This window comes from Actinomadura meyerae, from assembly GCF_900188445.1.
Classification (GTDB): domain Bacteria; phylum Actinomycetota; class Actinomycetes; order Streptosporangiales; family Streptosporangiaceae; genus Spirillospora; species Spirillospora meyerae.
The window spans coordinates 1-25,702 of the sequence record NZ_FZOR01000021.1 but is presented as its reverse complement, the minus strand read 5'-3'; the positions used below and the strand labels follow the sequence as shown (position 1 = coordinate 25,702).

The following is a 25,702-nucleotide window of genomic DNA, read 5'->3' as shown; positions in this document are numbered from 1 at the left end:
CCCACACCAACGAGCCACCCCTAGACGAGCGGACCAGCGTGCGCAGAGGGGGGCCATGACCCGTCGAGATGACGAAGATCATTCCCCTCATCGGGTTCTTGCGCTGGTTGAGCCAGGGTGATCCCCGGGGCGGCCACGGGCCGCCCCCGGGACCAGCGTCCTTCTAGGAGGGAAGCAGGGCGTTCAATCTGGCGAACAGCTGTGCAGCGCGGTTGATGGTGGCGTCGTCGATCGGCTGCTCGGCGAGGACCTCGTGCTGCTTCCGGAGAAGAACGGCGGCAGGCTTGAAATGATCCAGCTTGCCGCCTGCGATGTTGTGCTTGCGGAAGTGATCTTCGACCTGCCGGACGATCCGGGGGTCGTTGGCGTTGAGGTCACCGGTGGTGATCGGGCTCGTCAGGTGCTGTTCGTAGGCGCGGTTCACCAGTTCGACGTAGAGATCGCGCTCGAAGAGGTCCTCGATGTCGGCGTCCGCGGTGCCGGTGAACTCGCTGATCTGGACGAGCCCGTTGGCGGCGAGCCGGTCGTTGTCGCGCAGGTGCTTGACAGCCCCGACGTCCTTGGTGCTGGAGTCGACCAAGACCGCGACGTGGAGTTTGTTAGCACCCAGGAGGGTGACGAAGGTGGACAGCTTGCCCGACCCGCCGATCGGCGTCTTGACCCAGCGGGGGTCGAGTCCCTCAAGCCCCTTGGCCTGGGCCAGGTCGGACAGGACGTCGAGGTAGATGAGGTCGCTGGGGCCCTCGAGGAGCAGTGTGTGCTCGCCGACGAACAGCGTCTGGCTCATCTCGATGCCCATGGACGTCAGCAGCGGGAAGACGGTATCGCTGTCAGCCTTGAAGATCTCCGAGGAGATCTTCGTGCCGACCTTCTCGCGGTCGATGACAGTGCGGACGCGGTGCAGACGGTCCGGCGAAACCATGAAGGGCGAGTGCGTGGTGTAGAGGACCTGGTGCTTGGGCGCCAGCCGCTTGTCGATCAGACGCAGCAGGTCGTGCTGGGCGCGGCCGTGCAGGGACAGGCCCGGCTCGTCCAGCAGCAGGATGAGGTTGCTGGTGGCCGCCTCCTCCAGGTCGGTGAAGTAGGCCAGGAAGGAGAAGAACCAGACGAAGCCGCGGGAGCGTTCGTCGAACGGGACCGAGGCGCGGTGGCGCCGGTTGAAGACCCGGATCTGCAGGATCGGCCCCTCGTTGTAGGGCGGGGCGGCCCCGGTCTCGGCCGGCAGGACCTGGAGTTCGACCTCGAGCTCGTCGTTCTGCGACCAGTACTCGAAGACTTCGTCGGAGATCACGTTCCCGGAGTTCTCCAGCTCCCTGATCAGTCGTTCGTGCTGGTCAGTCTCGTGGAAGTCCTCCAGCGTGACGTCGGCCATGGCCAGAAGGCTGAGCAAAGCGCGCTCGCCCCGGTCGATGTCCTCGGCGTCGCGCCGGCGGATCAGATCCGGGATGGAGATCTTGCCGGGCATCGAGTCGTAGTCGTCGAAGTACACGAACTTCGGCATGTTGGGGACCGCGTACTGATCGATCAGGTAGAGGTTGACGTCCTCGCCCCGCCAGTCGCGGATCCGTTCCACCAGCTCCTGTGCGGTGGACGGCGGCTCCGCCAGGTTGTCGAGCGCTTGCAGGAGTTCCGCGATCGTGGTCGCGGCGTTGACGTCCTGGGCCGCCGTGCGCGGAAGGTCCACTCCGGCGCGCAGGTGCTTGACGATCACCTCCTCGTCATAGTCGTGGACGATGCTCCGGCGGCTGTTGCGGTACCCGATCGTCACCGTGAACTCCGGGCTGCGCAGGGCACCGGCACCGAGATCCTCCTCGATCTCGAGGATCTCCTCGGGCTCGTAGCGGAAGGTGGCCACCACCACGGGGATCCGGCGTCCGTCGGGGTACTCCTTGCGCTTGCGGGTGAGCCGGGCCGGAAAGTCGATCACTTCGTCGAACGTCGCGGCGGCTTCGACGGGGTTGAGCCGGTAGAGCCCCTGAAGGGCGGTCGTCTTCCCGGACTCGTTCTTGCCGACCAAGCAGGTGACGTCGGGTTCGACGTCCAGCCGGCCCGAGTCCTCGATTGACCGGTAGTGGGTGATGTGCGCTGCGACGAGCTGCATCCGAACCTCCATGAAGGGTGGTCCGGCGCACGAGGGTGAGGACACATAGGTGTAACAGTTCGGTAGCCGGGTGTGGCTCACCTGCTGACCTCGGGATATGGTCTAGGTGCGAATCAAGACGGAACCCCGGTGCTCGCGGAACCCGCGTGCGCCGGGGTTTTCGCGTTCGAACTAGCGTACTACTCCGCGGCGGCACTTTCGATTCACATAGCTGGACCCGGAAATTCGCCACAATCCCGCTATGGATAGCTCACAAACCCGACGTCAACCGAACGCCATTCTCGAATCATATTCGGGAATCCATCATGGCGAAGATGATCAAAGGGGTCCTACTGAGAGCCTGCGGAGCAGGGAGTGAGTCAGGTTGGCGGCACGACCGGCAACCACCAAACGTTCCTTAGGTCGACCCCATGCTGCAGCCTCATCCAGTTCGGATGCGCCCGGCCGGATTGGCCTCACAACGGCATCCGGCAGCCATTGTGCGCCCGTACCAAATGGCTCGGCAGCCAGGATCCGAGGCCAGGACGTCATGGCTGGGGCGGCAGCCATCGTTGAGGAGCGGCCAGACGGCCGCACCGAGCCCGCGCGGCAGACAACGCCGAGTGAGGACTCGGGCCTGTGGGACGTCGGCGCGTCTCGCTTATGGGCATGCGGCGCTAAGTCCGCAGGCCTCGGTTGCTGCAGGAGCGGTTGCGCTCGAGACGGAGAGGAATTGGCGGAGGTACGGGGAAGGTCCGCCGTGGGCCAGGTAGTCACTGAGTTGCCGACTGCAGGCGGTCAGGGCTTGGAGGACGAAGTCGAGGGCGGCCTGAGGCTGGAGCGAGTTGGTGGTTTCGCCGCGCCAAATCCACAGGCGGGTTTCGGTGCCGTCCGGGTGGGAGGGGCACAGTTCGCTTCCCTCGGCCCGGATGGTCGGCGAGGCGGTGATCTGGTGTTCCAGTGCCTGGTCCCAGGTAGAGATGGTTCGCGGCGTGATCTTCAGGGCGATGCCGAGCTGGTCGGCGAATGGGCGGACGGTGTCGATGGCCCGGTCGAGCACGGTGAGCGTCTCATCGCAGGAGCCGCATGAGGCCTCTTCTCCCATTGCCACAGTCCAATAGTCGATGACCAGGGGTGTTCTGGGGGCGGAGCCGGCGGCGTCGGATGCCGTGGCGGCGTGCGCGGTGGCGGTCACGAGATTCCTTCCTTCTGGTCGTTGGCCGACGGGGCGCAGGAGGCGCTTGTGGTGAAGTCGTCGCGGGCGCGTTCGAGCGCGTCGGCGATGCCGCGCAGTGTCTCGGCGAGTGGGTCGAATTGGATCTCGTAGAGGACGCTCCGCCCGGTCTTGGTCGCCCGTAGGACGCCTGCAGCCCGTAGAAGGGCGAGGTGTCGGGAGACGACGGACAGGTCGACGTCGAGGCATTCGGCGAGTTCCGAGACTGAGCAGGCGCGGCAACGCTCGGCGAGCAGATCCACCAGGCGGACACGCGTGGGGTCGCCCAGAGCGCGGAAGAGCTGGTGGCCCAGCACCGCACCAAGATCGCCCGTTGACTCAGGTTTGTTCACTTGCACAAGTATGCAAATATTAGCCTTGTGTGGCAAGCAGGAGCGTTTGTGGCTTCGTCAGGCGATACCCGGTAGCGACGGGGTAAGGAGAGCGCGTCCCAGGGCGGCGAGATCGTCGTCGAGATGGGGGCGTCGGCGCAGGTGTTGGATGCGGGCCAGGTCGTTGACGATGGCGAGGACGGCCTGGGTGATCACGCGGGCTTCGGGTTCGATGAGGTCGGGTGTCTCGGTGGTGAGCAGTTGGACCCATTCGCCGACGTAGTCGTGTTGCAGGCGGCGGATTGTGCGTCGTTGGTCGTGGGGTAGGTGGACGACCTCGGTGATCAGTGCGCCGGTGAGGTGGCTGGAGGTCAGGGTCAGGTCGATGTAGGACCGGAGAAGTCGGGTGAGTGCCTGGCCGGGGGTGGACGCGGTGGCGAAGATGCGGCCGGCGTCCATGTGCAGGGCGTCGGCGGCGCGGGTGAGGGCCGCGACGAGGAGTTCGGACTTGGCGGTCACGTGGTTGTAGATGCCGGCGCCGCTGATGCCGGCGGCGGCGCCGATGTCCTCCATGCTGACGGCCTGGTAGCCGTGTTCGCCGAATAGGCGGGCGGCGGCGTCGAGGACGGATTCTCTGCGGGACGCGCGGGAGAGCCCGGTGTTGGTCGCGGCGTTGGGGCGGTCGGGCTTCTCCGGGGAGTCGGGGAGCGCGGTGCGGATCACGGCACCTCCGAGTTGCTGCAGGAGGGCGTGGAAGCGTGCGCGGGGAAGATGGGCGCTGTGGTGGGAGGGGCTGGCGAAGACGGCGAACAGTGCCCAGGTCAGCAGGTCGGCGTCGGCTGTGGTGAGGCCGGGTCTGGCTGCTTGGATGACCGGGGCGGTGTTCTCGGCGACGCCGCGGAAGCGGTGGCGTAGCCGGTCGCGGTCGGCGTCGGGAAGGTTCCGGGATTCGCGTTGCCAGAGGACTCCGAGGTCGCGGCGGTCCAGCGTGAGGGAGGCCATGACGTCCAGGAGGGTGTCGATGTCTCCTGGTGCGGTGTCGCGGACGGCGGTCTCGAACGCCGAAAGGCCGTCGTCGACGGTGCGGGCGAGCAGTTCCTGCTTGTTGCGGAAGTGGCGGTAGAGGGCCCCGGCCGTGATGCCGACCGCGCCGGCGATCTGGTCCATCGTGACGGTGTGGTAGCCGTGCTGGTGGAACAGGTCGGCGGCGGCGGTCACGATCTGCGCCTTGCGGTCGCGTGGGCGCCTGCCGCGTGCCGGATGCGTGCTCGTCCGGGTCATCGCGGTCTTGTCCTCGGTCGGCATCACGTGGGGAATGTTAGGTCCGTTCAGGAGTAGCCGCCGCCGCAGACGACGACCTGGCCGCTGATGTAGTCCGACTCTGGCAGGCACAGCAGGTAGACCGCTCCGGCGGCTTCCTCGGGGGTGCCGGCCCGGCCGAGCGGAATCATCTGCTCCATGGCGGTGAGCAGGCCGGGGTTGACGCCGACCTTGATCTGGCGTCCTTGCACGTCGATAGTGGAGTCGCTGTCGGCGGCGGCTTCGGTGAGGCGGGTGCGGATGAGGCCGTAGGCGACGGCGTTGACGTTGACCGCGTAGCGGCCCCATTCCTTGGCGAGGGTCTTGGTGAGGCCGACGATGCCGGCCTTGGCGGCGCCGTAGTTGGCCTGCCCGGCGTTGCCGCCGAGCCCGGCGATCGAGGAGATGTTGACGATCTTGCGGTGGACGCGCAGGCCGTCGGCTTGTTCGGCCTTGGCGCGGGCGCTGATGACCGGCTGGGCGGCGCGCAGGATGCGGAACGGTGCCTTGAGGTGGACGTCCAGGATCGCGTCCCACTGTTCGTCGGTCATCTTCTGGATGACGCTGTCCCAGGTGTAGCCGGCGTTGTTGATCACGATGTCGACACCGCCGTAGTTGTCGACGGCTGTCGCGACGAACCGGTCGGCGAAGTCTTCGTCGGTGACGCTGCCGACGCAGGCGACGGCCTCGCCGCCGGCGGCTTTAATCGCCGTCAGGGTCTCCTCGGCCGGTTCGGGGTCGAGGTCGTTGATGACGACGCGGGCGCCGTGGCTTGCGAGTTTGAGGGCGATGGCGCGGCCGATGCCGCGGCCGGAGCCGGAGACCAGGGCGATCTTGCCGTCGAGTGTTCCCACGGGAGTCCTTTCCGGTGCTGTCATGCCAGTGCGATGAGGGCTTGGCCGCGCAGCGTGATGGTGCCGTCGTTCAGTGCCACTTGGAGGTCGAGGCGGGCGCGCCGTTCTCCGTCGCCGTCCTCGATCGCGGTGACCTGGCCTGTGCAGATCGGCTCGGCGTGCAGCGGGGTGATGGAGGTGAAGCGGACGCTGTAGGAGCGGATGCGGTCCTGAGTGACCCAGCCGGTCAGGAGCCGGCCGAGGTAGGCCATGGAGAGCATGCCCTGCGCGAAGACGTCGTCGAGCCCGGCGTTGCGGGCGGCGTCGATGTCGATGTGGATGGGGTTGTGGTCGCCTGATGCGCCCGCGTACAGGGCCAGCGTCGTTCGGCTGATCTTCGGTAGCCGCAGGGGCGGCAGTTCGTCGCCCTCGTGCAGGTCGGTGAGGAGGGTCATGCTTCCGCCTTCTCCTGCTGAACAACGATGACGTTGCTCAGGTCGGCGATCGGCCGGCCGGCTCTGGTGACATGGGTCTGGCGGACGAGGAACCGCAGCGCGCCGCCCTTGCGCTCGTAGTCGTCGGTGATGCGGGATTCGAAGGTCAGGCTGTCGCCGGCGTGGCAGAGCGCGTGGTAGGTGAAGCTCTGCTCGCCGTGCAGGACCCGGTCGAGGTTGATTCCGGCCTCGGTCAGGAAGGCGAAGGGGTCCGGCCGGTCCATTTCCAGGCAGAACAGGAAGGTCGGGGGAACGGGCAGGTCGCGGTGGCCGGCACCGCGGGCGGCGTCGAGGTCGGTGTAGACGGGGTCGGTTTCCCCGATGGCCTTGGCGAACAACCGCAGCCGCCCGCGCTCTACATCGACGGTCGACGGCGGCGTGGACAAGCCGATCGCTGGTGATCCGGCCATCTCAGCTGGTCCTCTCGTAGAGGGTGACCACGGCGGCGCCGCCGAGCCCGATGTTGTGCTGGAGAGCCAGCCGGGCGTCCTCGACCTGCCGGGCGTCGGCCTGGCAGCGCAGCTGCCAGACCAGCTCGGCGCACTGCGCGAGGCCCGTGGCGCCGAGCGGGTGTCCCTTGGACAGCAGCCCGCCGGACGGGTTGGTGACGACCTTCCCGCCGTAGGTGTTGTCGCCGTCCAGGACGAACTTCTCCGCAGTCCCCTCGGGGGTGAGCCCGAGCGCCTCGTAGCTGATCAGCTCGTTGGTGGTGAAGCAGTCGTGCAGCTCCACCACGTCGATGTCGTCGGGCCCTACGCCGGCGTCGGCGTAGACGCGCTCGGCCGCGGCCCGGCTCATGTCGTAGCCGACGACCTTCATCATGTCTCCAGCGTCGAAGGTGGACGCGGTGTCGGTGGTGAGCGCCTGGGCGCGGATGGCGACGGAGGCATCCAGGCCGTGCCGCCGCGCGAAGTCGGTGCTGCAGACCACCGCGGCCGCCGCGCCGCAGGTGGGCGGGCAGCACTGCAGGCGGGTCAGCGGACCGTAGATGCGCGGGGAGGCCAGCACCTCCTCCTCGGTCAGCGCCGTCCGGAACACCGCGTAGGGGTTCGCGGCGGCGTGGCGCCGCGCCTTGACCGAGATCTTGGCGAACGTCTCGGGGGCGGTGCCGTGCGCGTCGGCGTAGGCCTGGCCGGCGCCGCCGAACAACTGCGCGGCGACCGGTGCGTGCGCGTCCGCTCCCTGGATCTGCGCCATCGCCGTCTCGGAGCGTTCGAGGGGGTCGGGGCGGTCGTCCCAGACGCTGGCGAGGGCGCCCGGGCGCATCTGCTCGAAGCCGACGGCCAGCACGCAGTCCACCTCGCCGCTCTGGACGGCCTGGCGGGCCAGCCACAGCGCAGAGGAGCCGGTGGAGCAGTTGTTGTTGACGTTGACGATGGGGATGCCGGTCTGCCCGAGGCTGTACAGGGCCGCCTGGCCGCAGGTGGAGTCGCCGTAGACGTAACCGGCGTAGGCCTGCTGCACCTGGCGGTAGTCGAGGCCCGCGTCCGCCAGCGCGACGCGGGCGGCTTGCTCGGCGAGCACCGTGTAGGGGGTGCCCGCACTGGGCTTGGAGAACGGGGTCATCCCGACCCCGGCGATCTGAACGAAACGGTCCACGCAGAACCTCCGCACTGGTGTCGTGCTGCTTGCTCTTGCCAACGGAGGTTAATCCATATTTACTTACGCCACCAAGTGCCCACTACAGACGCATGCTGTGATCTCAGGATCCACCATCGAATCTTCACTCTGGAGGGGTGATGGCGCTGCCTTCCCGGCTCGACCGCCTAGCGCTCCCACTCGTGGCCGCTCCGATGACCGACGTGTCGGGGCCCGACCTGGTGACCGCGGCGTGCCGCAACGGGGTGGTGGGCTCGTTCCCCACCCACAACGCGCGGACGCCGTCCGAGCTCGACGGCTGGCTGGAGCAGATCACCGCCGGCCTGGCCGACCTGGAGGACGAGGCCGCGCCGTTCGCCGCGAACCTGGTCGTGCACCGCTCGAACCAGCGGCTCGCGGGGGACGTCGCCTCCCTGATCCGCCATGAGGTGCCCCTGGTCATCACCAGCGTCGGGTCGCCCGCTCCCGTCCTGGCCCCGCTGCAGGACGCAGGCTGCCTGGTTTTCGCCGACGTCGCGAGCATGCGGCACGTCCAACGCGCGATCGACGCCGGCGTGGACGGCCTGGTGCTGCTGACAGCGGGCGCCGGCGGCCAGACGGGCTGGGCCAACCCGCTGTCGTTCGTCCGGGCCGTCCGCGGCCAGTTCGACGGGCCCATCGTCCTCGCCGGAGGCGTGTCGGACGGCGTCGCCCTGTGGGCCGCCCAGGCCCTGGGCGCCGATCTGGCCTATATGGGCACCAAGTTCATCGCGACCACCGAGAGCCTCGCCGACGACGCCTTCCGCCAGGCACTGGTCGAATCGTCCCTGGACGACGTCACCCTCACCACCGCCCTGAGCGGTCTACCAGCCAACTTCCTGGACGGATGGTTGAAGAAGGCAACGGCGGACGCCCCGCCGCAGGGCGCCGACGGGTTCGCGCAGCAACGGCTCCTCAACCAGCGCAACGTATGGAGCGCCGGCCACAGCGTCTCGGGAATCACCGGGATCCTCAGCGTCGCCGAGCTGGTCGAGCAGACCCTCCGCGAGTACGACCAGGCCCGGCAGGCGACGGCCGAGGCGCTCCAGCGGGCCACCGAGCACCGGCAATCCGCATCACCACGGCAATCCACGGCCACCCCAGGATCAGGAAGGTAGACGCCATGTGGGGAACTCTGCCCAAGGTCTTCGACCGGACGTGCACCTACTACGCCGACCGCACCGCCCTCGTGGACGCCGACCGGCGCCTCAGCTACGCCCAGATGCGCCAGTGGGCCAACCGGGTCGGTAACGGGCTCACCGGCCTCGGAGTCGGCAACGGGCATCGGGTGGGGCTCCTGATGCCGAACTGCCTGGAATTCATCCCGACGATGTGCGGGATCTGGAAGGCGGGCGCGGCGGTCACCCAGATGCCCACGCGCGCCTCCGCCGAGGACTTCCACTACTTCCTCGACGAGGTCGGGGCCTCGACGCTGATCTACCACGAATCCTTCGACGGCCAGATCACGCAGATCCGCGACCGGCTCCCCGAACTCCGGCACGTCATCCGGCTCGGCGGCGGCACCCCCGCGGCGGACGTCCTGGACTACGAGACCGCCTTCGCGACGCAGCCCTCGACTGCCCCGGACGTGGACATCAGCGTCGACGACCTGGCCTTCGTCGGGTTCACCTCGGGAACCACGGGCGTCCCCAAGGGCGTCCTGCAGACCCACGCCACCTGGTCGCACTACGCCATCACCGCCGGCCTGGAGATCGGCGACATCCGCCCCGGCGAGGTCTTCGCGCACGCCGCGCCGCTCACGCACTTCACCCAGACCTTCGTGATGCCCGTCTTCATGCGCGGCGGCACGAACGTCCTGCTGCCCGGTTTCGACCTCGACCTGCTGCTGGACACCATCGAACGGGAGGGCGTGACGGCCACCGCCGTCGTCCCCACGATCGTGTACATGCTGCTGGACCACCCCCGCCGCGAGAAGGCCGACCTGTCCACGCTCCGCACGATCATCTACGCGGGCTCCCCCATGGCCCCCGACGGGCTCCGCCGCGCCCTGGAGACCTTCGGGCCGGTCTTCGCCCAGACCTACGCCGGAACCGAGCCCGGCTACATGACCTGCCTGCGCAAGGAAGACCACCGCCTGGACTCCCCCGAGTGGATCGCCCGGCTGGCCTCGGCCGGACGCGCGATGTACCACGTCGATCTGACCGTCCGCGACGCCGACGGCAACCTCCTGCCGCCGGGCGAGACCGGTGAGATCTGCGCGTCCCAGCCCGGGCAGATGGTCGGCTACGTCGACGCCGACCGGGACGCCGAGGCGATGCAGGACGGCTGGGTACGGTCCGGCGACATCGGCTACATCGACGACGCCGGCTACGTCTTCATCGTCGACCGCAAGAAGGACATGATCGTCACCGGCGGCTTCAACGTCTTCCCCCGCCAGATCGAGGACGTCCTGATCACCCACCCCGCCGTCGCCCAGTGCGCCGTCATCGGCGTCCCGGACCCGCGGTGGGGCGAGGCGGTCAAGGCGCTCGTGGTCGTCCGGCCGGGCAGCCCGGTCGAACCCGACGAGCTCATCGCCCTGGTCAAGGAGCACAAGGGAAGCGTCTGGGCGCCCAAGAGCGTCGACTTCATCGACTCCCTGCCCACCAACCCCGCAGGCAAGATCGACAAGAAGTCGCTGCGGGCACCGTACTGGTCCGGCCGCAGCCGCCAGGTCAACTGACCACCCACCCTCCCCGCAACGCCCTCACCCGTTTCCGACCGCAGCAGAGCGGTCCTCTGCTGCACCCCCGGCGGAAGGACACCCACCCCACATGAGACGCGTAAGCCTGCCCAAAACCAGACCGACACTCCTGATCATCGGCACCCTCATGGCCGTACTGATGACGGTCACCGCCGCCCAGGCCCTCACCGGCAGAACACCGGCCAGAGCCGGCACCACCACACCGACGGCGGCGGCCGTCCCCTGCCAGCAGCTCACCGGCCTGGACCTCACCGCCCTGCCAGATGCCCCCACAAGGATCATCTCCGCGACGCACGTCGCCGCCACCGCCGACAAGCCCGCCTACTGCCAGGTCAAGGGCTACGTCTCACCCCAGATCCAGTTCGAGCTCCGGCTCCCCGAGCAGGGCTGGACCGGACGCTACGTGCAGCTCGGCTGCGGCGGCTTCTGCGGATTCGCCGCCCCCGACAACCCCAACCACTTCCTCCCCGGCGGATGCGCGCCCCCCGACGACGGGCGCGTCGTCCTCGGCGCCAGCAACGGCGGCCACATCGGCGTCGACTCGCGAGACGCCCTCTGGGCCCACTCGGACCCGCAGCTGCGAATCGACATGGCCTACCGGTCCGAGCACGTCACCGCGCTTGTCGCCAAGGCGGTCACCAAGGCCTACTACGGGCAGGCGCCCCAGTACTCCTACTTCGCCGGTTGCTCCAACGGCGGCCGGCAGGCGCTGATGGAGGCCCAGCGCTACCCCGACGACTTCGACGGCATCATCGCCGGCGCCCCCGGCAACAACCTCGTCGCACTGGCCGGCGAGTTCTTCCCCTGGATCGCCACCGTCAACACCGACGACAAGGGCCGCCAGATCCTCGGCCCGGACAAGCTGCCGCTCCTGCAGAGCAAGGTCATGCAGGCCTGCGACGCCACCGACGGGCTCACCGACGGCCTCATCAACAACCCGCGCAACTGCGACTTCGATCCCGGCACGCTGCGCTGCCCCACCGCCTCGCCCCAACCGACCTGCCTGACCAGAGACCAGGTCGACGTGGTCCGCAAGATCTACCAGGGACCGGTCGACGCCAAGGGCCGACGGCTGTTCCCCGCCGGACTCGCCAAGGGAACCGAAGCCGCCTGGCTCGGCTACGTGATCGCACCCCAAGGCCAGACCGGCGGCCTGGAGTCCCTCGGCTACAACTACCTCAAGTACTTCGCGTCCTGGAACAACCCACCCGCGTCCTACACCCTCAAGGACCACCGCTTCGACCTGCGCACCTTCAAGAAACTGCGCGAGATGAGCGGCATCTACGACTCCACCGACCCCGACCTCACCCGCTTCCGCGACCGCGGCGGCAAGCTCATCATGTGGCACGGCTGGGCCGACCCCGCCATCCCGACCGAGAGCACCCTGGCCTACCACCACGCCCTCACCCAGCGGATGGGCGGCCCCAAGGCCACTGGACGGTTCGCCCGAACCTTCCTGTTCCCCGGCGTCTACCACTGCGTCCAGGGATACGGACCCGACACCTTCGACCTGTTCACACCCATCTACGACTGGGTCGAGAAGGGCACCGCACCCGAGAAGATCACCGCCGCGAAGAAGGACGGCGACCGGACCGTCCGGACCCGGCCCGTCTACCCCTATCCGATGCAGACCAAGTACACCGGCACCGGAAGCATCGATGACGCCGCCAACTTCACCGGCGTCATGCCCACCGAACAACCCGACGACCGCTACCCCTGGGTCGGCGCCCCATTCCGCTCCGACTACCAGCAGACCTGCCGCTGGGAAGGCACAAAACTAAAGTGCACCCGGACCAGGTCCGCCTGAGCCCACACTGAAACACAGCCTGACGGGGACCGCGGGAGCGCGTAGTGCACTTGGCAGAACGCCACGGCACCAGCGCGCCCTGCGGTCCCACGCGGTCAAGGCGTTCCCCTCCCGCAGGCCACCGCACCGACGCCCACCGTTACGACGCCCGAACTGAGCGGGCTTTGTACCTCTGTCCACACCCTCAAACCGGCGAAGCCATTGGGCAGAGATGGCCGGCACAGGATGCGATCGGCTCGCGGACATCAAGTTTCATCTGAGGACTCGAACGGAATAGAAGGCGAGGCATCCGAACAGGCAGGATAATCCGTAGGCAATGTTCCGGCCGGTGCCACCGAAGAAGACGTAGAAGCAGGCTGCGAAAACGCAAACCAGGACGAGAACGATGTCCAGGATTCCGAGAATGAGCGCGAGCACAAGTCGGATCAAGAACCAGACGAACCCCAGGCCGTACCACTTCCCCATGGTGGAGTCGCCGTAGGCCCATCGACTCAGGGCCAGTGGACTGTAGAACGCGTCATCCCAGTAGCCGTTCCACCTGTCGATTCCTTTGTTCAGCAGGTTCGGCGGTGCCTCCTGGGCAGCGGCCTGAGCGGGCCTGAACTCGATGCTCCTCGTCTCGACCTGAGTGACATCGATCGTGACCGTCCGGTCGCGGACCTGGACCTTCGTCGTACCGTCCAGGGTGGCCTCGAACTCGCCCGCATGACCGCCGAGATCATAGACCTCGTCGAAACCGACTGACCGGTCCCGGAGCACCACACGGATGGCATCGGCAGGCCGCCGAGGCAGCGAGTACTTGGCGCCGATCGAGAACTCCCCCAGCGGCGTCACGACCGACTTGTCGCCGGTGACGACCATCCCGCTTCCCGGACTATAACTGATCTTGAAGGGAAGGAACGTCGGCTTGTACGACCCCTGGGCACCGCCACCGTTGCCGCATCCCGCAAGTCCGAACAGAACAAAGATCAGCAGCGGGGCGATGACGAGCCCAGTACGGCGAGCCATATCGCCGGAGCCTAAGGTGAAATACGCCCGACGACCATGTCAAACGACACAAACACGAAGTCTTTCGGGGGTGTGTCTTCCCATGCTGTCGGGTGCATCCTCACCACTCGATAGATGATCATTGAGGGACATACGTTCCGTGGCGTGGTGAGACGACGTACAGCCTGCGGCCCCTTGAGGCAGGCCTCGGCTTGGCTGAGTGGACGATCGCCAAGTGCATCCCGTCGGTTGTTGGAAGGGATGACGGTGATCTTGGTGGAGCCGACGGCGGTCAGGTGGTTGCGCAAATCGGCGGAGGTTGACGGCTCCCGGGTGGTGCGAGGATGCGGTCATGGCCGACCTCCGTAAGCGCGAGCCCCGGACGATCAAGGCGCATCTGGCCACGGTGACCTTGCGCGGCGACCACGTGGAGATACGCCGAAGCGGCTTGGCACGCATAGCAGCCGAGCGGCACACGGTGATCCCCTTGGCCGACATCGTCCAAGTGCAATGGAAAGATCCCACGATGCTGGTCAACGGGTGCGTCTTCATGGCTACAGCCGAAGATGTCAAGACCGTGAAGGCGCTGGGGACGACCAAAGAGACGGCGATCGGAGGTAACTCGCACACCGTGCTGTTCACCGGGTATCAACGCAGGCGCTACGCAGAACTGCGTGCCGTGCTGAAGGCACTCCTGCCGGACGTCCCCACGGCACCGGCGGGATAGGCGCCTTCTGGCACCTACTGGATCCAGCCTGCCCGCAGAGAACACGGCCGGGAGGTGTGCCGGCGGTCTATTCGAGGTCGAGTTGGGCGGTGATGTCGCGGACGGCGTCTCGGGCGGTTCTGGCAGAGCCGACCAGGGTCGCCGAGCCGGGGCCCGTCCAGTCGCCGTATCCGAGCAGGTGCAGCCGGGGTTCAGCCAATGACCGGGTTCCACCGCCGGTCGGTATGCGCCCCGTCCCGTCACGCAGGCCGAGCGGCGTGAGGTGACTCAGCGCCGGGCGGAAGCCGGTGCACCAGATGATCGCATCGCAGTCCTCGATTCTGCCGTCGGGCCAGGCCACGCCGGTTGGGGTAAGGCGGTCGAACATCGGCTGGGCGCGCAGAACGCCCCGATCCCGGGCGTCCCGTACCGCAGGCACGGCGACAATGTCGCCCAGTCCGCCGATGCCGCCGGAGTCGGCGTGCCCATCGCGGAGCTGGCGGATACGGCGAGTGGCCAACTCAAAGAGGGCACGTCCGTCGAGGTCGTCGGGGAGGAAGCGCGGCGGGCGCAGGGTCGTCCAGATCGTTGTCGCCCGCGACTGCAGGTCTGCGGTGATCTGGGCGGCGGAGTTACCCGCGCCGACCACCACGACGCGCTGCTCGCGGAAGTCATCGGGCGTGCGGTACTGCGCGGTATGGAGCTGACGGCCTTGGTAGTCGCCGCGTCCCGGATAGTAGGGCAGGTAGGGGCGCCACCAGGTCCCTGTCGCGCTGATGACGTGCCGGGCCCACCAGAACTCGGTCGCGCTGTCCAAACGGAAGAGATCGCCGTCGCGGTGCACCGCGTGGATGCGCACTGGCCGGTGTATCGGCAGGTCGTAGCGCTTCTCGTAGGCGGTCAGGTAGTCGACGACGTGGGCGCCGGGTGGGTAGCCGTGATTCCAGGGCGGCATCGGCCAGCCTGGGAGCGAGCTGTAGCGGGCGGGTGAGAACAGCCGTAGCGACTCCCACATATGCGGCCAAGCCCCGCCCGGCTCTTCCTGTGCGTCGAAGATCGCGAACTCCCTGCCACTGCGGCGCAGGTAGAAACCGGCGGCCAGACCCGCCTGACCGCCACCGATGACGGCGACGTCGAGAACATTGGTAGGCATGTGTCATTCCTCGTTCCTGCGCGGTGCCAGGCGCGGGGCGGGCATGCGTACTGCCGATGGTGCGGCCGACGGCCGGCGTCCTGTGGTGCGGGCCGTTGCGGTACCGGCGGCGAGTACTGCGGCCAGGACGGCGATGACGGTCAGCACCAGAAACATGCGGGGGTATCCGCCGAGTCCGGCGGCGATGGCGGCTCCGGCGAAGGGCGCCACGGCGGTGGCGGTGGTGATGGGCGCGGCGAGGATGCCCGACAGGGCGCCGTAGGACGCGGTGCCCCAGCGGTCGGAGACGGCGGTCGCCTGGAGCAGAGTGGCGATGCCCCGGGTCGTGCCGGCGAGGAAGGCGACGGCGATGAGCAGCGGCACGGGTCCGGGGATGGCGGCGAGGGCGGCGGTGGTGGCGGCCGACAGGGCGAGGATCCAGACGGTCCGTGCGCGGACGCTGGTGCGGCGGACGAGGGCGCCGTAGCCGAGGCGCCCGGTGACCTGGCCGATCCCGCCGAGGCCGAGCGCCCAGGCGGCGGTGCTGCCGCTGGCTCCGCGGGAGGTGAGCAGCGGGATGAGGTTGATCATTACCGCGTACATCGCGAACGCCGACAGGGTGAGCGCGGCGGCCAATAGGAGAAACGGCCTGCTGCGCATGGTGGCCGACACCTCGGACCCGGTCTGCTCGTGCGGGCGGCTGGGCTTGTCCGGTGAGGCCTGGGGTGGCGGGGGCCAGGGGCGGTGCAGGGCCAGCAGGTGCAGCGGGACGGTCACGACCGCCAGGACGGCGGCCAGCACGAGGTAGACGCCGCGCCAGGTCAGGTGGGCCGACAGTGTGTCAGTGAGCGGCGCGAAGACCGTGCTGGCCAGGCCTGCGACCAGCGTGAGAGTGGTCAGGGCGCCGAGGTGGCGCGGCGCGTAGTAGCGGGTGAGCGCGGCGAAGGCGGGCTGGTACAGCACGGCGGACATCGCGACGCCGGCCAGCAGCCAGGCTCCGGCGAACGTCCAGAGGGTGGGCGCGGCGGCCACGGCTAGGACGGCGAGCACGGCGAGCGCCGAGCCGCCGGTCATCAGGACGCGGGGGCCGTGCCGGTCCAGCGCGCGCCCGACCGGGACGCCGCCCAACGCGGCGACGATGAGCGAGGCGGAGAACGCGGCGGTGATGGCCGCGGTGGACCAGCCGGTGTCGCGGGTGATGTCGTGCGCGAGGACGGGGAAGGCGTAGTAGAGCACGCCCCAGCTGGTGATCTCGGTGACGCAGAGGGCGAGCAGCGGGACGCGGGACACCGTGCCGGGGCCGGCGGCGGAGGTGTCCGCCGCCGATCCCGGTGCGGGAGTGCCACGGCTCATCAGGTCGTCGCCCCGTCAGGCACCACTGTGTTCGGCCTCTCCGGAGTAGCCGTGCACGTGCCCGGTTGCGAATCCCAGGCCAGCGGGGGCTCCGATGCCGATGCTGACCGGTTCGGGGGCCGTGGGGCCGCAGCATGATCCGCCGTCGGGTTCGGACTGGGCGGCCGGGGCGGGCGTCGCCTCGGTGGAGCACGAAGTCCCGCAGCCGTCATCCTGGCCGGCGCTCGGGTTGGCGGCGCCCGGTAGCAGGTCGTCGGTGACCAGGCTGGTGGAGCACACGCCGGTCTCGGGCAGGTCGAGCTGGACGGTGTCGGCTGCCTCGCGGTCGCCGGAGAGCGCGGCGACGATGGAGCGGACCTGCTCGTACCCGGTGGCCATCAGGAAGGTGGGGGCGCGGCCGTAGCTCTTCATCCCGGCCAGGTAGAAGCCGGGCTCGGGGTGGGCGAGGTCGCGTTCGCCGTGCGGCGGGACGGTCCCGCAGCTGTGGAAGTTGGGGTCGATCAGTGGGGCGAGCTTGGCGGGTGCCTCGGTGGCGGGGTCGAGTTCGACCCGAACCTCGCGCAGCATGTCCAGGTCGGGCCGGAACCCCGTCGCGGCGACCACGATGTCGCCTTCCAGGACGCGCGGGCCGTCCGGAGTCTGGCCGTTGACCTGGACGGATCCGGCTTCACCGTCCGGGGTGGCGACGCCGGTGATGGTGAAGCCGCGGACCAGGTCGATCTCACCGTTGTCCACGGCCGCCTTCAGGCGGGTGCCGAGCGCGCCTCGTGCGGGGAGGCCGTCGGCGTCGCCGCCGCCGTAGAGCCGGGCCACCGATGCGCCACGCACGGCCCAGGTGATGCGGGTGCCGGGCTCGTTCTCGGCGAGTTCGGCCAGGGCGAGGAGGGTGTTGGCGGCCGAGTGCCCCATCCCGACCACCAGGGTGCGGCGGCCCGCGAAGCGGGACCGGTCACGGCCCAGCACGTCCGGCAGCGGGCCGGTGATGTGGGCGGCTGCCTGGTCCTCGCCGGGAGCGGGCAGGCCGGAGTGGCCGAGCGGGTTGCTGCGGCCCCAGGTGCCGGACGCGTCGATGACCGCGCGAGCGGCGATGTCGTCCACGGCTCCGTCCGGGCCCACGGCGCGGACCAGCAGCGGGCGCTCCTCGCGGCCGACCGTGCGGGTCACGTCCACGCCGTGGCGGGTCACGGCCACTACGCGGGTGCCGGTGCGGATCCGTCCGGCCAGCGCGGGGACCTTGGCGAGCGGTGCCAGGTAGTCGCGGAGGAGTTCGGCGCCGGTCGGCAGGGCCTCGGGGTCGGGCAGACGCCACCCGGTCGGCTCCAGAAGCCGCCGGGCGGCGGCGTCGGTGTCGTATCGCCATGGCGAGAACAGCCGGACGTGTCCCCACTCTGAGATCGCCGCGCCCACCTCTCCCCCGGCCTCCAGGACGAGGAAGTCCTGGTCGCGTTCGGCCAGATGGGCGGCGGCGGCCAGCCCGACCGGTCCGGCGCCGATCACCACGACCGGCAGCCCGTCGAGCGGCCCCTGCTCGACGCAGCCGCAGCCGGCGTCGGTCTTGGCCTGCTGGACGGTGGCACCGGGGTCTACGGCCTGCTCGGCGTCGGTGCAGCACGCGCTGACACCGCAGCAGCTGCTTGCGCTGGCGGGGGCGTCCGGGGAGGCTGCTGGCTCCGGTCGTCCGGTTTCGTCGTTCACGATGACTCCTTTGTCGGTTCGGTCATGGGTGTCGGGCGCCGGGGAATGCTGTCAGAGGCGGGTGCGGTAGGCGGCGGTCGTCACGCGGTCGATGTGTGCGGCGGAGCGGCATGTGGGCGTGCAGACCTGGCCGCAGGTCTCACAGAAGGACACGGCCTTGACGCGCCGGGCGGTGATCCGGGCGAGCAGCGTCTTCATCTCCGACTCCTTGTTTAGATGCTTGTCTAAGCAGGCGCCAGTTTGCATCACTGGATAGATAGATGTCAAATTAGATGCATGTCTAAGATGCTGGAGCTTGAGGACGTGACCGACCCCGGCTGCTGCGCGCCATTGAGCGGTCCGGCGTTGAGCGAGGCGGAGGCCGCCGAGCTGGCCAAGGTGTTCAAGGCGCTGTCCGACCCGGTGCGGTTGCGTCTGCTGAACATGATCGCCTCGGTGGACGGGGGCGAGGCGTGCGTGTGCGATCTGACGGGCGCGTTCGACCTCACCGGGCCGACCATCTCCCACCATTTGAAGGTGCTGCGCCAGGCCGGGTTGATCGAGGGCGAGCGGCGCGGCACGTGGGTGTACTACCGGGTGGTGCCGGACAGGTTGACCCGACTGTCGGGTCTGTTCACCCTGCCGGCTCTAGTCCCGGCCTGATTCCACACGCCGTCTTGCTCTGGAGGCGGTCATCGGGTGGACGTCAGCGCGCCGTCGGAGGTGCGTACCTGCTTGCGCAGCCGGGTGAGGACGTGCCGGGCGTCGGCGGCGACTCCGCGCAGGGTGGCCGAGGCGAAGGAGCGCTGCCATTCCAGGCCGACGAATCCCAGTCCCGGATGGGTGGCCGAGACGCCGCCGCGATGGCGGGGCTGTCCGTCGCCGTCCAGTGCGCCCAGCGGGGCGAGGTACTCCACGCCCGGCCGGAACCCGGTGGCCAGCAGCACCACGTCGACGTGTTCGCGGGTTCCGTCGCTCCAGAGGACCTGGTCGCCGTCCAGGCGGGTGAACATCGGGCGGCGGTCGGGGTTGCCGGTGGCGATGGCGTCCCGGTAGGTGCCGGTGTCGAACACCGGGGTGCCCTTGCCGCCGGTCAGCAGCGGGCGCGCCCAACCGGCGGCGTCCAGCCCGGTGCGCTGCAACCAGATGTGCATGTCGACCCCCAGCACGCGCTGGGGCATGAAGCGGAGCGGGTGCCGGGTCGCCAGCGTGACGTCGGCGACCGCGGCCAACTCGATCGCGATCTGCACGGCCGAGTTCCCGCCTCCCACGACCACGACACGCCGGCCGGTGAACGGGCCGGGACGCCGGTAGTCGGACGAGTGCAGCACCGTGCCGGGAAAGCCGTCCAGTCCCGGCAGGTCCGGGCGGTGGGGGCGGCTGAATCCGCCCGTCGCGGCGATCAGCAGCGGCGCGGCGAAGATCTCGCCGCTCGTCGTGATCACCTCGAACCCCGGTCGTGTGCCGTCCTTGGCAGCCACGACCGTTTTGACTCGGCGACCGGTGCGGATGTCGGCGTCCAGATGGGCGGCGTAGTCGGTCAGGTAGGCCACGACCTCGTCCCGTGTGGGGTAGCCGTCCGGATCGCCGGGGAACTCTGTTCCGGGCAGTGCACTGCGCCGGGCCGGTGAGAACAGGGTGAGGCTGTCGTAGTAGTGCGGCCAGGACCCGGCCGGCCGGCCTGCCGCCTCCAGGACGATGGGCGCCAGGCCGAGGGACCGGGCGATGCGGGCGGTGGCCAGACCGGCCTGGCCGCCGCCGATGACGACGAGTGGTGTAGTGGTCAGCATGCCGCAGAATATATCAACACTTCATAAAATAATGAAGTATTGATATGTGGCGTATGCTGGGGCGCATACCTCGGGGAGGAGCCAGTAGCGATGGTCGAGCCGGTCGAGAAGGCGGCCCCCGCACCGGGCGGTTGCGGGGCGGCGCCGGCCGCTCAGCTCGGTGCCGGAGCACGCGAGTTCCTCAAGGCGCTGGCCAGCGAGCAGCGGCAGCAGATGCTCGAACTCTTCGCCGGCGGTATCGAACTCACCGTCGGTACGGTCGCCGAGCGCCTCGGGGTCGGCCAGTCCAACGCCTCGCAGCAGCTCGCGCTGCTGCGCCGAGGCGGCCTGCTCACCTCGCGCAGGGACGGCAAGCAGGTCTTCTACCGCATCGACTCCGCCGCGGTCGACCGGTCACTCGCCGAACTCCGCGACTATCTGCACACCTGCTGCCCACCCGGCAACTGACCCCTCCCCCTGGCGCGGCTGTCACCGTACGTCCGGGACGGACCGGCTGCGGAGCAGCCAGACCGGGCAGAGCACACGTTGCCGAGGACGTCACGCCCTCGGCGCCCGGCTGCGCGCCTTCTCCTTCACTTCTCCGCTAGGAGCCCGCTGACCAGGTTCTCGATGCGCTTGCGGATTTCGTCGCGGATCGGGCGGACGGCGTCGACGCCCTGTCCGGCAGGGTCATCGAGGGTCCAGTCCAGGTAGCGCTTGCCGGGGAAGACCGGGCAAGTGTCACCGCAGCCCATGGTGATGACCACGTCGGATGCCCGGACGGCGTCGACCGTGAGCACCTTGGGGGTCTCGGCGGAGATGTCGATCCCCTCCTCCGCCATCGCCTCGACCACCGCCGGATTGACCTGGTCGGCGGGCGCGGACCCGGCGGAGCGCACGTCGATCCGGTCACCGGCCAGGTGGGTGAGGTAGGCGGCTGCCATCTGGGAGCGTCCGGCATTGTGCACGCAGACGAACAAGACGCTGGGCTTGGCAGAGCGAGCCTGATCAGGCATCGGCGTTCCTTCGCTGTTCGAGGCCGGGCTGGTCGAGGGTGGTGAGCAGGTCGGTGACGAGCAGGTCGAGTTCGTCGCGAATGCGGCGGATCTCGGCCAACGGTTGATGGGCCGGGTCGGGGACGGCCCAGTCCAGGTACCGGGTGTGCGGCAGGAGTGGGCAGGCGCCGCCGCAGCCCAGCGTGATCACCAGGTCGGCGGCAGCGACAAGTTCGTCGGTCAGCGGTTTGGGGAACTCAGCCGACAGGTCGACCCCGATCTCGGCCATGACGTCGACGACGGCCAGTTCCAGTTCCGCCGCCGGCGCGGTGCCGGCCGAGCGGGCGTGTAGGCGTCCGCACCCCCGGGCCATGGCGAGCGCGGCCGCCATCTGGGACCGGCCGGCGTTGGCGTCGCAGACGAACAGCACCTCGGGGACCGGTTTGTCGAGCCGTCCCTCGGCTTGGGCGAGGGCGGTGAGCCGCGCGGCGGCGAACCGTTCGGCCAGCACCACCAGGTGGGCGTCGACTCTGGCGGTGGCGTGCAGTTGCCGGTAGGAGTCGGTGATCAGGCGGCGGGCGGTCTCGACGGAGACCAGGCCATGGAACCTGGCGGCCAGCCGCGCCGCAATGCGATCGAGCAATGCCTCGCCTGGTGTGCAGGTCACCGTTCGCCTCCCCGACACATCTGGCGGACGACACTCAAGGCCGTCACCGGCCAGGGGCCCCTACTCGCCGCTCGAACCGGACCGGCCCGCCTGGTACGGCTTGTGAAGGAACTCGGTTCGCGCGCCTCGCAGGCGGCGGTCATCGTCGTGTCACCGCCCGGCGGGTTGGAATCGGCGACGCAGCCACAGCGACACGTACACCAGACCGACCAGGACCGGGACCTCGATCAGCGGTCCGACCACGCCTGACAGGGCCTGCCCGGAGGTGACGCCGAAGGTGCCGATGGCGACGGCGATGGCCAGTTCGAAGTTGTTGCCGGCGGCGGTGAAGGCGAGCGTCGCGGTGCGCGGGTAGGGCAGCCGGACGGCGCGTCCAAGAGCGAAGGACCCGCCCCACATGAGCGCGAAGTAGGCCAGCAGCGGCAGGGCGATGCGGGCGACGTCGGTGGGCTGGTTGGTGATGGTGTCGCCTTGGAGGGCGAACAGGATGACGATGGTGAACAGCAGCCCGTACAGCGCGACGGGGCCGATCCGGGGCAGGAACCGCTCCTCGTACCAGGCGCGGCCACGGGCACGCTCACCCAGGCGGCGGGTCAGGTAGCCGGCCGCCAGCGGGACGCCCAGGAACACCAGCACGTTCACCACGATCTTGCCGACGGAGAAGTCCACTTCGTCGGTCGCCAGGCCCAGCCATCCGGGCAGGATCTGCAGGTAGAACCAGCCGAGCGCACCGAACGCGATGACCTGGAAGACGGAGTTGAGGGCGACCAGCACGGCGGCGGCCTCCCGGTCGCCGCAGGCCAGGTCGTTCCAGATGATGACCATCGCGATGCAGCGGGCCAGCCCGACGATGATCAGACCGGTGCGGTACTCGGGCAGGTCCGGCAGGAAGATCCAGGCCAGCGCGAACATCACCGCCGGGCCGATCACCCAGTTGAGCAGCAGCGAGGCCAGCATGAGGCGGCGGTCGCCGGTGACGGTGTCGAGCCGGTCGTAGCGGACCTTGGCCAGCACCGGGTACATCATCACCAGCAGGCCCAGCGCGATCGGCAGCGAGATCCCGCCGGCCTCGACCTCGGCCAGTGCGTCGTCCAGTCCCGGGACGGCGCGTCCCAGCCCGAGGCCGAGCACCATCGCGGCGATGATCCACACCGGCAGGAACCGGTCGAGGGTCGACAGCCCGGCGACCACCCCCGCTTCCTGCGGGCGTGTGGCGGCGCCGGAGTCTTGCGTGCTGGTCACGTGCACGGCCTCTTCCGCTGATGAGTCCGGGACTCGCGGGCGGCGGCGGCCAGTTCCCCGAGTTCGGCGGCCAGGTGCTCCAGCGCCTCGGGCCGCAGCCGGTAGTAGGTGAACCGCCCGCAGGGCTCGGTGTCCACGAGCCCAGCTTCGCGCAGCGCCCGCAGGTGGTTGGAGATGTTGGTCTGCTTGGCGCCGGTCTCCTCGACGAGGTGGCAGTTGCACAACGCCTCTTCAGCCAGTAGCGACACGATCTGCGCACGCAGCGGGTCGGCCAGCAACCTCAACACATCAGTTTGAACTGACATCACGCACGAATGATACATAACAGCCAGGACAAGTCCATTCGGACACCTGCTGCAGCGAGCGTCGTGATACTCAGCCAGCACCAACGACGTGGTCACATGGAGCCGCCAACAGCGTGCCTGATTGTGCGAGCGTCATCACTGTTGGTAGCCAAGTGTGGTGATCACGAACTCGCCAACCCCGCCGGAAATGCGGGTGCCGCCTGAGCTCGATGAGCCATGGCGTATCCGTCCGCGCCGCAGACACCGGCGCCCTCGCGACCGACGCCGCTGGGCGCCGCCTGTGGTCAGTGCCGGGCTGGCCGCCCTTGGCACCGTGGCCGTCTTCCACTTCGCGGGGGCGCCCGGGGCATCCCCATCGTCTCCGCTGCCCGGGACAGACGTGACGGCCCTGAACTACCGGGGGAGCCCGTCCCTGACCGGACGGGCCGCCACACCCGAAGGCGGACGTCCTCCGGGCCGTACCTGGCGTGATCATGATCGTCCGAATCGGGAGGACGAGGCCAATGTGGCATCGGCGGAGGCTGTACCCGGCAACCGCCGGGTACGGCCTCCGCGTCCAGGCAGCAGCACGGTCACACCGAAGGGCAGAGCCCCGCGCCCGCGGACTGTGAAGCCGCCGCGGGCGCGTCGGGTGCCGGGTTGGGTTCGGGCCGAGTGCCGACGCCGCTTCCCGCATGACGGGATCCGCCAAGCCGCGTGTGTCGCTGCGCTGCGCGGCTATTTCGGCCGGTGAACCGTGCTGGACGGTTAGGACGCCTGGGCCTCGGTGCCGGAGTCCGGGCCGTCGGCATTGTGGGTTTCGCTCTGCCCGGCGTCAGGGCTTGGGTTTGCGTCGCCGTTGGGCTGGGCGTGTCCGGGCAGCGGGGTGATGGTGGCGCTGGATGGTTCGGGCGGGTGGCTGGCCGGGTGGTGGTCGGCGTTGTGGATGAGGGCGGCGGCGTCTTCGGCGGCTTGGCGGCCCAGCTGCGGTAGGACGCTGGTGTAGATGTCGGAGGCGATCGCGATCGAGGAGAGCCGCAGGGTCTCCTGGACGACTTTCATGTCGTATCCGGCGGCCAGCAGGAAGGTGGCGGCGCCGTGCCGCAGGTCGTGCAGCCGGATCGGTGGTAGTCCGGCCTCCATGGACAGCTGTTCGAACTGGTCGGTGACGTCGTTGGGGTTGACCGGCTGGCCGGTGGGTGTGGTGAAGACGAATCCGGTCTCGGTCCAGGCGTCGCCGGCGGCGAGGCGTTCGATGTTCTGCCGCGTCTTGTGGGCGCGTAGTTCCTTGATGGTGGTGGAGTCCAGGCTGATGGTGGCCTCCCCGGCGTCGGACTTGGGTTTGCCTTCGAAGGTGTCGGGGGCCGATCTGGGTGATCTGCCACCGGATCGCCGCCGTCCCGCCGCGCAGGTCCAGGTCGGACCAGCGCAGGCCGCAGGACTCGCCGCGGCGCAGGCCCCGGCAGGCGATCAGATGAAACTGCGCGTACAGGCGGTGGCCGCGTGCTCGCTGCAGGAACTGCTTGGTCAGGGCGGGGGTCCAGACCATGACCTTGGACGGGCGCGGCTGCGCCCGCAACTCAAACAACGGCAACCGGAGCCGGCCCTTGTCCCGCGCCGCCAGCAGCGCCTCCTCGATCCGATTCGCCTGCGAGGGAACCTGATCCAACACCACGGTCTCCCGCATCTCCCCACTCACCCGACGGCCCTCCATCAAGTAGGGCCCCTCCGGAAACGTCGGCCATACGCCCCCAAGGCCGACAGCCTCCGCCACAACGAGTGTCGAGAACCGTCGTTAGTTGGACACCCTGACCGCCGGCCCTATGTTGGGCGACATGACCTCCACCGACCCCGGAGCCGAGCAGGCTCACCTTAAGGAGACCTGGCAGCGTCTCCTCGACGGTGCTGTGGCCGCCGTCCGATTCAGCCGAGACGCCGACTTGGCCGTGCTCGGCGTCATCGACCATGAGGCTTGGTCGGGCGCGATCGACCGGCTCCAGGCCGTCCTGGACGACTCGCCCGGCAGTGCTGCATCTACTGGAGGACGCCAGTCGCGGATTGGCCGACCTCGTCACGACCAGCCCTCGCCAGGTGATCCAGCGGGGCGGCATCAGCCCGGTCGACGTCTCTCTGGCTGCTGCGATCATGCTCATGCAGAGTTCGCCCGCCAAGTTGGAAACGAACGGCTCATAGATCGACATCCCTCCGATCCGCACTATCGGTTCCAGGCGGGTCACGAACTCGCCATCGCCTATCCAGGGCGCATCAGGTAACCAGACATGGCCATCTACCTGCAAGTTCTTTCCACACTGACGTCGAATCCCCGAATCCGATGGATGATCTTCACAGTCACCCGGGCACTTCCTGAAGATCCTTCCCACGCCTGAGGAGATACCCCGAAGTCACACCGCACTAGCCGCAATGCCGGGAAGTTAAGGTGACGCCGGAGGTGTCAAGGGTTCTCGGCTGGTGGCCGGACATGAGAACGGAGATCCAGTAGAACGGGTGTTCTCT

At 68.9% G+C, this 25,702-nt stretch carries 25 protein-coding genes and 1 pseudogene; 6 read left to right on the top strand and 20 right to left on the bottom strand.

The annotated features are described in order from the left end of the window. Positions 1–163: 163 nt before the first annotated feature. The 8 genes from CHF16_RS21440 to CHF16_RS21405 all read right to left on the bottom strand — a co-directional run bounded on the left by CHF16_RS21440 (position 164) and on the right by CHF16_RS21405 (position 7,850). Positions 164–2,101 (bottom strand): AAA family ATPase, encoded by a 1,938-nt coding sequence (locus CHF16_RS21440; RefSeq protein ID WP_089327881.1) that lies wholly within the window; start codon positions 2,099–2,101, stop codon positions 164–166. Positions 2,102–2,741: 640 nt separating this feature from the next. Then, complete coding sequence (locus CHF16_RS21435) at positions 2,742–3,275, bottom strand: DUF2703 domain-containing protein (RefSeq protein ID WP_143228078.1); 534 nt, start codon at positions 3,273–3,275, stop codon at positions 2,742–2,744. Beyond that, positions 3,272–3,646 (bottom strand): ArsR/SmtB family transcription factor, encoded by a 375-nt coding sequence (locus CHF16_RS21430; RefSeq protein WP_179271631.1) that lies wholly within the window; start codon positions 3,644–3,646, stop codon positions 3,272–3,274. The genes CHF16_RS21435 and CHF16_RS21430 overlap by 4 nt, the downstream gene beginning before the upstream one ends. 57 nt (positions 3,647–3,703) lie before the next feature. Then, positions 3,704–4,930: a TetR/AcrR family transcriptional regulator gene (locus tag CHF16_RS21425; protein ID WP_089327879.1), complete on the bottom strand. Its 1,227-nt coding sequence runs from the start codon at positions 4,928–4,930 to the stop codon at positions 3,704–3,706. A 23-nt stretch (positions 4,931–4,953) separates the two neighbouring features. Continuing rightward, complete coding sequence (locus CHF16_RS21420) at positions 4,954–5,778, bottom strand: SDR family NAD(P)-dependent oxidoreductase (RefSeq protein WP_205719621.1); 825 nt, start codon at positions 5,776–5,778, stop codon at positions 4,954–4,956. 20 nt (positions 5,779–5,798) lie between these two features. Then, positions 5,799–6,212: a MaoC family dehydratase gene (locus CHF16_RS21415; protein ID WP_089327877.1), complete on the bottom strand. Its 414-nt coding sequence runs from the start codon at positions 6,210–6,212 to the stop codon at positions 5,799–5,801. Next, positions 6,209–6,661 (bottom strand): MaoC family dehydratase N-terminal domain-containing protein, encoded by a 453-nt coding sequence (locus CHF16_RS21410; protein ID WP_089327876.1) that lies wholly within the window; start codon positions 6,659–6,661, stop codon positions 6,209–6,211. Before CHF16_RS21410 ends, CHF16_RS21415 begins: the two co-directional genes overlap by 4 nt. A gap of 1 nt (position 6,662) precedes the next feature. Continuing rightward, entirely contained in the window at positions 6,663–7,850 is a 1,188-nt protein-coding gene (locus CHF16_RS21405; protein ID WP_089327875.1) for a lipid-transfer protein, read from the bottom strand. Between the two features lie 182 nt (positions 7,851–8,032). Between CHF16_RS21405 and CHF16_RS21400 the strand changes: the two genes are divergently transcribed. The 3 genes from CHF16_RS21400 to CHF16_RS21390 all read left to right on the top strand — a co-directional run bounded on the left by CHF16_RS21400 (position 8,033) and on the right by CHF16_RS21390 (position 12,379). Beyond that, a complete protein-coding gene (locus CHF16_RS21400; protein ID WP_245868959.1) occupies positions 8,033–8,986 on the top strand; it encodes an NAD(P)H-dependent flavin oxidoreductase in 954 nt (317 codons plus the stop codon). A gap of 5 nt (positions 8,987–8,991) precedes the next feature. Then, positions 8,992–10,551 carry an acyl-CoA synthetase gene (locus CHF16_RS21395; protein WP_089327873.1) on the top strand — a complete coding sequence of 520 codons (1,560 nt, stop codon included), beginning with the start codon at positions 8,992–8,994 and terminating at the stop codon, positions 10,549–10,551. A gap of 91 nt (positions 10,552–10,642) precedes the next feature. Further along, the gene (locus tag CHF16_RS21390; RefSeq protein ID WP_089327872.1) at positions 10,643–12,379 is read left to right on the top strand and encodes a tannase/feruloyl esterase family alpha/beta hydrolase; all 1,737 of its coding nucleotides are present in this window, start codon (positions 10,643–10,645) and stop codon (positions 12,377–12,379) included. A 252-nt stretch (positions 12,380–12,631) separates the two neighbouring features. Here the strand turns inward: CHF16_RS21390 and CHF16_RS21385 are convergent, their stop codons facing one another. After that, positions 12,632–13,387, bottom strand: a complete 756-nt coding sequence (locus CHF16_RS21385) for a hypothetical protein (protein ID WP_143228076.1) — start codon at positions 13,385–13,387, stop codon at positions 12,632–12,634. Positions 13,388–13,718: 331 nt separating this feature from the next. Between CHF16_RS21385 and CHF16_RS21380 the strand changes: the two genes are divergently transcribed. Then, the gene (locus tag CHF16_RS21380; protein WP_089327870.1) at positions 13,719–14,093 is read left to right on the top strand and encodes a hypothetical protein; all 375 of its coding nucleotides are present in this window, start codon (positions 13,719–13,721) and stop codon (positions 14,091–14,093) included. A 67-nt stretch (positions 14,094–14,160) separates the two neighbouring features. Here the strand turns inward: CHF16_RS21380 and CHF16_RS21375 are convergent, their stop codons facing one another. From CHF16_RS21375 to CHF16_RS40380, 4 genes are read right to left on the bottom strand one after another with little or no spacing between them, the layout of a single operon-like run. Next, positions 14,161–15,225, bottom strand: coding sequence for an ArsO family NAD(P)H-dependent flavin-containing monooxygenase (locus CHF16_RS21375; RefSeq protein WP_089327869.1), 1,065 nt, complete (start codon positions 15,223–15,225; stop codon positions 14,161–14,163). A gap of 3 nt (positions 15,226–15,228) precedes the next feature. After that, positions 15,229–16,557: an MFS transporter gene (locus CHF16_RS21370; RefSeq protein WP_089327868.1), complete on the bottom strand. Its 1,329-nt coding sequence runs from the start codon at positions 16,555–16,557 to the stop codon at positions 15,229–15,231. 15 nt (positions 16,558–16,572) lie between these two features. Then, on the bottom strand, positions 16,573–18,252 hold the full coding sequence (locus tag CHF16_RS21365) for an FAD-dependent oxidoreductase (protein WP_089327867.1): 1,680 nt from the start codon (positions 18,250–18,252) through the stop codon (positions 16,573–16,575). 51 nt (positions 18,253–18,303) lie between these two features. Continuing rightward, positions 18,304–18,450 (bottom strand): hypothetical protein, encoded by a 147-nt coding sequence (locus CHF16_RS40380; RefSeq protein ID WP_165950286.1) that lies wholly within the window; start codon positions 18,448–18,450, stop codon positions 18,304–18,306. A 78-nt stretch (positions 18,451–18,528) separates the two neighbouring features. Here CHF16_RS40380 and CHF16_RS21360 point away from each other — a divergent pair, with 78 nt between their 5' ends. Then, positions 18,529–18,894: an ArsR/SmtB family transcription factor gene (locus tag CHF16_RS21360; RefSeq protein ID WP_089327866.1), complete on the top strand. Its 366-nt coding sequence runs from the start codon at positions 18,529–18,531 to the stop codon at positions 18,892–18,894. A 29-nt stretch (positions 18,895–18,923) separates the two neighbouring features. Here the strand turns inward: CHF16_RS21360 and CHF16_RS21355 are convergent, their stop codons facing one another. Continuing rightward, entirely contained in the window at positions 18,924–20,021 is a 1,098-nt protein-coding gene (locus tag CHF16_RS21355) for a flavin-containing monooxygenase (RefSeq protein ID WP_089327865.1), read from the bottom strand. 90 nt (positions 20,022–20,111) lie between these two features. On the opposite strand from CHF16_RS21355, the gene CHF16_RS21350 reads away from it, so the two are divergent. Next, positions 20,112–20,468, top strand: coding sequence for an ArsR/SmtB family transcription factor (locus tag CHF16_RS21350; protein WP_089327864.1), 357 nt, complete (start codon positions 20,112–20,114; stop codon positions 20,466–20,468). Between the two features lie 125 nt (positions 20,469–20,593). Here CHF16_RS21350 and CHF16_RS21345 read toward each other — a convergent pair whose 3' ends face one another. From CHF16_RS21345 to CHF16_RS41905, 6 genes and pseudogenes are all read right to left on the bottom strand, one after another. After that, complete coding sequence (locus CHF16_RS21345) at positions 20,594–21,016, bottom strand: arsenate reductase ArsC (RefSeq protein WP_089327863.1); 423 nt, start codon at positions 21,014–21,016, stop codon at positions 20,594–20,596. Then, entirely contained in the window at positions 21,009–21,662 is a 654-nt protein-coding gene (locus CHF16_RS21340; RefSeq protein ID WP_218826766.1) for an arsenate reductase/protein-tyrosine-phosphatase family protein, read from the bottom strand. The genes CHF16_RS21345 and CHF16_RS21340 overlap by 8 nt, the downstream gene beginning before the upstream one ends. Before the next feature lie 150 nt (positions 21,663–21,812). Further along, on the bottom strand, positions 21,813–22,796 hold the full coding sequence (gene arsB, locus CHF16_RS21335; RefSeq protein WP_245868983.1) for an ACR3 family arsenite efflux transporter: 984 nt from the start codon (positions 22,794–22,796) through the stop codon (positions 21,813–21,815). 104 nt (positions 22,797–22,900) lie between these two features. Beyond that, positions 22,901–23,188, bottom strand: coding sequence for an ArsR/SmtB family transcription factor (locus CHF16_RS21330; protein ID WP_218826765.1), 288 nt, complete (start codon positions 23,186–23,188; stop codon positions 22,901–22,903). A 768-nt stretch (positions 23,189–23,956) separates the two neighbouring features. Beyond that, positions 23,957–24,445: a tyrosine-type recombinase/integrase gene (locus CHF16_RS21325; RefSeq protein ID WP_245868981.1), complete on the bottom strand. Its 489-nt coding sequence runs from the start codon at positions 24,443–24,445 to the stop codon at positions 23,957–23,959. A gap of 310 nt (positions 24,446–24,755) precedes the next feature. Next, a pseudogene (locus CHF16_RS41905) lies at positions 24,756–24,962 on the bottom strand (type I-G CRISPR-associated protein Cas7); the annotation flags it as partial. Positions 24,963–25,702: the final 740 nt, after the last annotated feature.

Bases quoted from the DNA above. Each gene is read 5' to 3' on its own strand.
- CHF16_RS21375 (WP_089327869.1), bottom strand. From the start codon at position 15,225: ATGCCTACCAATGTTCTCGACGTCGCCGTCATCGGTGGCGGTCAGGCG.
- CHF16_RS21370 (WP_089327868.1), bottom strand. From the start codon at position 16,557: ATGAGCCGTGGCACTCCCGCACCGGGATCGGCGGCGGACACCTCCGCC.
- CHF16_RS21350 (WP_089327864.1), top strand. From the start codon at position 20,112: ATGGTCGAGCCGGTCGAGAAGGCGGCCCCCGCACCGGGCGGTTGCGGG.
- CHF16_RS21390 (WP_089327872.1), top strand. From the start codon at position 10,643: ATGAGACGCGTAAGCCTGCCCAAAACCAGACCGACACTCCTGATCATC.
- CHF16_RS21410 (WP_089327876.1), bottom strand. From the start codon at position 6,661: ATGGCCGGATCACCAGCGATCGGCTTGTCCACGCCGCCGTCGACCGTC.
- arsB (WP_245868983.1), bottom strand. From the start codon at position 22,796: ATGGTGCTCGGCCTCGGGCTGGGACGCGCCGTCCCGGGACTGGACGAC.
- CHF16_RS21380 (WP_089327870.1), top strand. From the start codon at position 13,719: ATGGCCGACCTCCGTAAGCGCGAGCCCCGGACGATCAAGGCGCATCTG.
- CHF16_RS21395 (WP_089327873.1), top strand. From the start codon at position 8,992: ATGTGGGGAACTCTGCCCAAGGTCTTCGACCGGACGTGCACCTACTAC.
- CHF16_RS21425 (WP_089327879.1), bottom strand. From the start codon at position 4,930: ATGCCGACCGAGGACAAGACCGCGATGACCCGGACGAGCACGCATCCG.
- CHF16_RS21385 (WP_143228076.1), bottom strand. From the start codon at position 13,387: ATGGCTCGCCGTACTGGGCTCGTCATCGCCCCGCTGCTGATCTTTGTT.
- CHF16_RS21345 (WP_089327863.1), bottom strand. From the start codon at position 21,016: ATGCCTGATCAGGCTCGCTCTGCCAAGCCCAGCGTCTTGTTCGTCTGC.
- CHF16_RS21355 (WP_089327865.1), bottom strand. From the start codon at position 20,021: ATGCTGACCACTACACCACTCGTCGTCATCGGCGGCGGCCAGGCCGGT.
- CHF16_RS21440 (WP_089327881.1), bottom strand. From the start codon at position 2,101: ATGCAGCTCGTCGCAGCGCACATCACCCACTACCGGTCAATCGAGGAC.
- CHF16_RS21360 (WP_089327866.1), top strand. From the start codon at position 18,529: ATGTCTAAGATGCTGGAGCTTGAGGACGTGACCGACCCCGGCTGCTGC.
- CHF16_RS21415 (WP_089327877.1), bottom strand. From the start codon at position 6,212: ATGACCCTCCTCACCGACCTGCACGAGGGCGACGAACTGCCGCCCCTG.
- CHF16_RS40380 (WP_165950286.1), bottom strand. From the start codon at position 18,450: ATGAAGACGCTGCTCGCCCGGATCACCGCCCGGCGCGTCAAGGCCGTG.